Below are 6,399 nucleotides of genomic sequence, written 5' to 3'. Positions count from 1 at the left end.
TTTGATCGTAGGCCTTGGCTTCGCCGCCGAACTTGTTCGACAGCACCGTGGTGATCGCTGCGGTCAGCGTGGTCTTGCCGTGGTCAACGTGACCGATCGTGCCCACGTTCACGTGCGGCTTGGTCCGTTCAAACTTACCTTTTGCCATTTTTCGCGCTCCTAGCGATCGAGATTGACAGTGCGACTGAAGAGGAAAGAGGTGGTGCCCATGGGCAGGATCGAACTGCCGACCTCTCCCTTACCAAGGGAGTGCTCTACCACTGAGCCACATGGGCATCGACACAGGTTTGGAAGCCATCACACCCAAACCGGTATCGACCAGACACCTCGCCAACCTTGCCTTCTGGAGCGGGAGACGGGAATCGAACCCGCGTCATTAGCTTGGAAGGCTAAGGTTCTACCATTGAACTACTCCCGCCCGGGAGCGCATTCTCTGCTACCGACATGACAACCCAAACAAAACGTTTGGGCCGCAACATCTGAAAATCGCGCCTGGTGGAGGAGGCTGGATTCGAACCAGCGTAGGCGTAAGCCAACAGATTTACAGTCTGCCCCCTTTAGCCACTCGGGCACCCCTCCGAGGCGAGCCTTGAACTATAGCACGGGTTTTCGGCAACAACAATACCGCGCGACACTTGCGCGCTGACCCCGCGTTTCAAACCACAGGGCGTCCGCCCGAGTGACGCTCAGCCGGCCTACAGCCTCCACGCCAACAACGGCCCCGAAGGGTCATGCTGCTGCAGCCACTGCGCCGCCCGGCTGAACGGGCGACTGCCGACGAAGGGCACCGGCCCGCGCTTGGCGGACAGCGGCGACGGATGATTGGACTGCAGGACGGCGTGTTGCGGATGCGCCGCGATGCGAGGCGCCTTGGCCTGGGCATGCGCGCCCCACAGCAGAAAGACCTTGGGGCGCGGGTCCGCCGCCAGCGCGTCGACGATCGCGTCGGTGAGCGCCTCCCAGCCGCGCTTGGCGTGACTGGCCGGGGCGCCGTCTTCCACGGTCAGACTGGTGTTGAGCAGCAACACGCCCTGTTGCGCCCACGGCACCAGACTGCCCGACGCAGGCGCCTCGTGCCCCAGGTCGGATGCCCACTCTTGCAGGATGTTGCGCAAGCTGGGCGGCCAGGGGTGACCACGCCGCGCCGCATACGGCACCGAAAACGCGATGCCCTCGGCCTGCCCGGCGCCGTGGTAGGGGTCTTGCCCCAGGATGACGACACGCACTGCATCGAACGGGGTGAGGGACAAAGCCCGCAACGGCTCGCGCGGGTAGACCGTGGCGCCAGCCCGCACGCTGCCATCCACCCACTCGATCAGCGCGCGCCCCGCCTCGCTGTGGCGAAACGGCTCGGTGACTCCGCGCCACGCCAGCGGTACGTGATCGAAGTGCACCGCCAGCGGCTCGGTCAACCCGGTGGCAGGCCGAGCCGACTCCGGCTTGGCGGAGTCGGCAAACAAGTCCGCCGTGGTCGTGCTCACGCAGCGCTCAGGCAAACAAGCTGGCGAGCGCGACACCCGGATCCGGCGCCCGCATGAAAGCCTCGCCGACCAGGAAGGCGTGCACGCCCGCCGCGCGCATGGTGCGGACGTCATCGGCCGCCAGGATGCCGGACTCGGTGACCAGCAGGCGATCGGCCGGCACCTGCGGCAACAGATCGAGCGTGTTGCGCAGCGAAACCTCGAAGGTGCGCAGGTTACGGTTGTTGATACCAACCAGCGGCGTCTTGAGACGCAGGGCCCGGGCCAACTCGCCCCCGTCATGCACCTCGACCAGTACAGCCAACCCCAACTCCAGCGCGATGGCTTCGAGATCAGCCATCAGGTCGTCGTCCAGGCAAGCCGCGATCAGCAGGATGCAGTCCGCCCCCATCGCCGCCGCCTCGAAGACCTGATACGGATCGATCATGAAGTCCTTGCGCAACACGGGCAGCGCGCAGGCCGCGCGGGCCTGCATCAGGTATTCGGGCGCACCCTGGAAGAACTGCCGGTCGGTGAGCACCGACAAGCAGGCCGCGCCATGCTGCGCGTAACTGGCCGCGATGGCCGCCGGGTCGAAGTGCTCGCGCAGCACGCCCTTGCTCGGGCTGGCTTTCTTGACCTCCGCAATGACGCCCGCCTGCCCGGCTGCGATCTTGGCGCGCAGGCTGCCGACGAAGTCGCGCAGGCTGTCGGGCTGGAGACGACGCGCCTCGGCTTCCGCGCGCACCGAGGCCAGGGAGCGCTGCGCCTGGGCGGCGGCCACTTCGTCGCGCTTGACGGCGACGATTTTGTTGAGGATGTCGCTCATGCGATGTCTTTCTGTTCGATTCAGATGCCCAGCATCTCAGCCGGCGGATTGATGCCGGCGGGTCGCGGCGATGAAGGTGTCGAGTCGCGACTGGGCGGCGCCGCTGGCCAGCACCTCGCGCGCCATGGCGATGCCGTCGGCCAGGGTGTCGGCCACGTCGGAAACGTAGATGGCAGCGCCCGCATTGAGCAGCACGATGTCGCGCGCCGGGCCGGCCTCGTTGGCCAGCACGCTGCGGATGATGCGCGCCGAGGCCGCCTTGTCGGGCACATGCAGCGCCCGGGTCTCGCACAAGTTCAAGCCGAAACGCGCGGGGTCGATGGTGTATTCGGTGACCGAGCCATCCTTCAGCTCGGCGACGTAGGTCTCGCCCGCCAGCGTCAACTCGTCCAGGCCGTCGTGGCCGTGCACGATCATCACGTGCTTGGAGCCCAGACGTTCGAGCACGCGCGCCTGGATGCCGACCAGATCGCGGTGGAACACGCCCATCAGCTGGTTGGGCGCCCCCGCCGGGTTGGTCAGCGGCCCGAGGATGTTGAACAGCGTGCGGATGCCGAGCTCCTTGCGCACCGGCGCGGCGTGCTTCATGGCGGCGTGGTGCGAGGGCGCGAACATGAAGCCGATGCCGGTCTCGGCCAGGCATTGCGCCACCTGCTCGCTCGACAAGGTGATGTGCACGCCGAGCTCTTCGAGCACGTCGGCGCTGCCGGTGGACGACGACACGCTGCGCCCGCCGTGCTTGGCCACGCGCGCGCCGGCCGCGGCGACCACGAACATCGAGCAGGTCGAGATGTTGAAGGTGTGCGCGCCATCGCCGCCCGTGCCGCACAGGTCGACGAGGTGGGTCTTGTCGGCAATCTCGACCGGCGCCGCGAACTCGCGCATCACCTGCGCCGCCGCAGCGATCTCGCCCACCGTCTCTTTCTTGACGCGCAGGCCGGTGACGAGCGCGGCGATCATCACCGGCGAGGTCTGGCCGCTCATGATGCGGCGCATCAGGCCGAGCATCTCGTCGTGGAAGATCTCGCGGTGCTCGACGATGCGCTGCAACGCTTGCAAGTCGGTGATCTGGGTCATGGCTTGTGCTCGTGCAATTCAGATTCAGATAGGCGCCGCACCCGACCGCACCAGTGCCTCACGCAAGGCTGCCAGGCGATGCAATTGACGGCCATCGGCATCGAAGTTGGCCGTGTCCAGCCATGCGTCAAGCGCCTGCGCCACCACGCGCCACTCGCCGTCGATGATCGAGAACCAGGTGGTGTCGCGGTTGCGACCTTTGATGACCACCGCTTGGCGGAACAACCCCTCATAGACGAAGCCCAGCCGAAGCGCGGCGCGGCGCGACGGCTGATTGAGCGCGTCGCACTTCCACTCGCAACGCCGGTAGCCCAGCTCGAAGACCCGATGCAACAGCAACGCCACCGCCTCGGTGGCCGCCACCGAGCGCTGCAAGGCGGGCGAAAAGTGCACGTGGCCGATTTCGATCACGCCGTTGGCCGGGTCGATGCGCATCAGCCCCAGCACGCCCACCGCGCGACCAGCCCGGTCGAGCACCGCAACCATCTGCGGGTCGGAGCGCGAAGCCATGTCGACCACCCAGGCGCGATAGACCTCGAAAGTCGGGAAGGGGCCGTAGGGCAGATACGTCCACGACTCGCCGGTCAGATCGGCGGAGTCGGCCTCGAACAGTGCGGCGGCGTGGCGCTCGACGTCGAGCGGCTCCAGCTTGCAGGTGCGCCCTTGCAATTCCACGGCGGGCGGAAAAGCGCGCGGGCGCCAATCGGGCAACGCCACGCCGACCGCCTGACCATGGCGATTGACGTCGGTGTGGGGAATGGACTCGGCCGCCGTGCTCATCGCCCCCACCCTCACATCTGCAGGAAGTTCTTCAGCATCGCGTGACCGTGCTCGGTCAGGATGGACTCGGGGTGGAACTGCACGCCCTCGAGCGGCGCGAAGTTCTTGTCGGTCTGCGGGCCCCCGGGTCGATATTTCAGGCGCACGCCCATGATCTCGCCGTCCTCCGACGTGGACGTGATCTCGAGGCAGTCGGGCAGCGAGGCGCGCTCGATCACCAGCGAGTGGTAGCGGATCACCGTGAACGGATTGGGCAGGTCTTGGTAGACGCCCTTGCCGTCGTGCGTGAGCGTGCTGGTCTTGCCGTGCATCTGCTTGCCCGCACGCACCACCTTGCCGCCGAGCGCGGCGCCGATGCTCTGGTGGCCCAGGCACACACCCAGGATGGGCAACTGCCCCACGAAGCGCTGGATGGCCGGCACGCAGATGCCGGCCTCGGCCGGCGAACACGGCCCGGGCGACAGCACCAGGCGGTCGGGTTTCATTTGCGCGATCTCGTCGAGCGTGATCGCGTCGTTGCGCACGACGCGCACGTCCTCGCCCAGCTCACCGAAGTACTGGACGAGGTTGAACGTGAAGCTGTCGTAGTTGTCGATCATCAGCAGCATGGTCGTATCCCTTTCAATGACGTCAGAAACCTTGTTCCACCAGTTCGGACGCGCGCACGACGGCGCGCGCCTTGGCTTCGGTTTCTTGCCATTCGAGTTCGGGTACGGAGTCGGCCACCACGCCGGCGCCCGCCGCCACATACAGGGTCTGGTCCTTGACGATGCCGGTGCGGATGGCGATCGCCACATCCATGTCGCCCGCAAAGCTCAGGTAGCCCACCGCACCGCCGTAGATGCCGCGCTGCACGGGTTCGAGCTCGTCGATGATCTCCATCGCGCGGATCTTCGGCGCGCCGCTCAGCGTGCCGGCCGGGAAGCTGGCGCGCAGCACGTCGAGCGCGGTCATGCCATCTTTCAGGATGCCTTCGACATTGCTGACGATGTGCATGACGTGCGAGTAGCGCTCGATGCCGAATTCTTCGGTGACCTTGACGCTGCCCGTCTTGGCGATGCGCCCGATGTCGTTGCGCGCCAGGTCGATCAGCATGACGTGCTCGGCGCGCTCTTTCGGGTCGGCCAGCAGCTCGTGCTCGTTGAGCACATCCTGCTCGGGCGTGGCGCCGCGCGGACGCGTGCCGGCGATCGGCCGCACCGTGATCACCTGCCCCTGCTCGCCGTGCTCCTGCCGCACCAGGATCTCGGGCGACGAGCCGACGATCTGGTGATCGCCCATGTCGTAGTAATACATGTAGGGGCTGGGGTTGAGCGAACGCAGCGCGCGATACAGGCTCAGCGGCGGCGCCGTGAAGCGCTTTTGCAGGCGCTGGCCCAGCACGATCTGCATGCAGTCGCCGGCGGCGATGTATTCCTTGCACTTGGCCACGCCGGCTTCGAAGTCGGCCTTGGCGAAGTGGCGCACCACCGGCTCGGGCGCGTGCGGCGCCACGGTGGGCGCGGCGACGGTTTCGTTCAGGCGGGACTTCAGCTCCGCCAAGCGGGCCGTGGCGCGCTCGAAGGCGCCGGGCTCGCTCGGGTCGGCGTAGACGATGAGATAGAGCCGATCGGCGAGGTTGTCGATGACGGCCAGCTCTTCGCATTGCAGCAGCAGGATGTCGGGCGTGCCGATGCCGTGCTCCTTGCGCGTCTTGGCCAGGCGCGGCTCGATGTGGCGCACGGTGTCGTAGCCAAAGTAGCCCGCCAGCCCGCCGATGAAGCGCGGCAGGCCTTGAGGCACCGCCACCTTGAAGCGCTGCTGGTATTGCGCGATGAAGTCGAGCGGGTTGCCGTCGAAGGTTTCAACCACCTCGCCGGCATCGACCACCTCGACGCGCCGGCCGGTGGCCCGCACCAGCTTGCGCGCGGGCAGCCCGACGAAGGAATAGCGCCCGAAGCGCTCGCCGCCCACCACCGATTCGAGCAGGAAGCTCAGCGGCTGGCTGCGGGTGAGCTTGAGATAGAGCGACAGCGGGGTGTCGAGATCGGCCAGGGCTTGCGCCACCAGCGGGATGCGGTTGTAGCCGAGCGCGGCCAACCGGGCAAATTCAGATGCGGTGATCTGATCAGGCAAATTCATGAGGCCCTCCAGACCTGCGCGGACATTCGATCGTCGTCGAGCAGGCATTGATTCGGAATCGGCGAAGCCGAGGGGGAGCCGCGTCAGGAGCGCCGCGCACGCGCCGCCGGACAAACCGTACGACCGAGCCGA

7 protein-coding genes and 3 tRNA genes are annotated in these 6,399 nt (G+C 66.8%); all 10 read right to left on the bottom strand.

Annotation, left to right across the window (positions count from 1 at the left end):
- Positions 1-148: GTP-binding protein (locus ACE3SS_RS10065; protein ID WP_374593484.1), on the bottom strand; the 148-nt coding region annotated here is incomplete at its 3' end.
- Between the two features lie 52 nt (positions 149-200).
- Positions 201-275, bottom strand: a tRNA-Thr gene (locus ACE3SS_RS10060).
- A 69-nt stretch (positions 276-344) separates the two neighbouring features.
- Positions 345-418, bottom strand: a tRNA-Gly gene (locus tag ACE3SS_RS10055).
- A 75-nt stretch (positions 419-493) separates the two neighbouring features.
- Positions 494-579, bottom strand: a tRNA-Tyr gene (locus tag ACE3SS_RS10050).
- Positions 580-695: 116 nt separating this feature from the next.
- The gene (locus tag ACE3SS_RS10045) at positions 696-1,481 is read right to left on the bottom strand and encodes a uracil-DNA glycosylase (RefSeq protein WP_374593480.1); all 786 of its coding nucleotides are present in this window, start codon (positions 1,479-1,481) and stop codon (positions 696-698) included.
- Between the two features lie 7 nt (positions 1,482-1,488).
- On the bottom strand, positions 1,489-2,289 hold the full coding sequence (trpC, locus tag ACE3SS_RS10040; RefSeq protein WP_374593478.1) for an indole-3-glycerol phosphate synthase TrpC: 801 nt from the start codon (positions 2,287-2,289) through the stop codon (positions 1,489-1,491).
- A 36-nt stretch (positions 2,290-2,325) separates the two neighbouring features.
- On the bottom strand, positions 2,326-3,366 hold the full coding sequence (gene trpD / locus ACE3SS_RS10035) for an anthranilate phosphoribosyltransferase (RefSeq protein ID WP_374593476.1): 1,041 nt from the start codon (positions 3,364-3,366) through the stop codon (positions 2,326-2,328).
- 24 nt (positions 3,367-3,390) lie between these two features.
- A complete protein-coding gene (locus tag ACE3SS_RS10030) occupies positions 3,391-4,146 on the bottom strand; it encodes a GNAT family N-acetyltransferase (RefSeq protein WP_374593474.1) in 756 nt (251 codons plus the stop codon).
- Between the two features lie 11 nt (positions 4,147-4,157).
- The gene (locus ACE3SS_RS10025; protein WP_374593472.1) at positions 4,158-4,754 is read right to left on the bottom strand and encodes an aminodeoxychorismate/anthranilate synthase component II; all 597 of its coding nucleotides are present in this window, start codon (positions 4,752-4,754) and stop codon (positions 4,158-4,160) included.
- 22 nt (positions 4,755-4,776) lie between these two features.
- On the bottom strand, positions 4,777-6,267 hold the full coding sequence (gene trpE / locus ACE3SS_RS10020) for an anthranilate synthase component I (RefSeq protein ID WP_374593470.1): 1,491 nt from the start codon (positions 6,265-6,267) through the stop codon (positions 4,777-4,779).
- Between the last annotated feature and the right edge of the window lie 132 nt (positions 6,268-6,399).

This window comes from Aquabacterium sp., assembly GCF_041915145.1.
Taxonomy (GTDB): Bacteria; Pseudomonadota; Gammaproteobacteria; order Burkholderiales; family Burkholderiaceae_C; genus Aquabacterium.
This window is presented reverse-complemented; position numbering and strand designations above follow the sequence as displayed.